Annotated in this window: 1 protein-coding gene; it reads right to left on the minus strand. The window is 56.0% G+C overall.

Features of this window, described 5'->3' with window-relative positions; translation table 11 throughout:
• Positions 1-468, minus strand: a 468-nt coding sequence (locus AC1DX0_RS36740) for a hypothetical protein (protein ID WP_477359543.1), incomplete at its 3' end; no start/stop codon positions are given.
• Positions 469-662: the final 194 nt, after the last annotated feature.

Below are 662 nucleotides of genomic sequence, written 5' to 3' on the forward strand. Positions count from 1 at the left end.
CCTCARCACRTCGCGGACCCTGTCGAGCAGCAAGAGCGTMGCTGCCATRTCGGGAACMAGGCCGAAAGCMCGGTAAAATATCGTCATCGATGCMGMRAACARAGCTTGCTGGATSGCAGGYAGCGTTGCGTCACTCCCGGTAAGGGCGGCGGCGTAGAGTTCCGCCATGGGACGCTGCTGCGCCGGCCTGGCTGCCGCCAGGTAGGTGTCCTGGGTGATGGCACGCCGAACCGACCAATCCTCACCATTGGTGTTGAAGCGGCTGAAACCGAGTGCCGAAATCAGCGAGAAGTTCTTGCGGAAGAGCTCCGGCGCCTTGACGATGGTGTCTACGGCTTCCGGATTGTCGAAGACAATCATGTTGCCGAGGTTGCCAGTCTTTCTATTCGTTTCCATCTGCCCGCTTTGGGCAAAAAGCGCATAGACAAGGTTGTTGAGAACGCTTTCGATTTGCGTCTGACTGTCCATCAATGCTCCTCGGCAACCCCGAACGCCACAAGGCGTCGCGCTGATATTTCGACTACAAAACCCGCCGCTATCTTATTTGATTCGCAGGGATAAAAAGCCGTCTGTGGCAAAGACGTAACACTGCCCGGGCAAATTATTATAACAGCTATCTCGTCAGGTACTGTCCATCAATGCTCCTCGGCAACCCCGAACGC

This window comes from Mesorhizobium sp. P3_A9 (assembly GCF_056402975.1).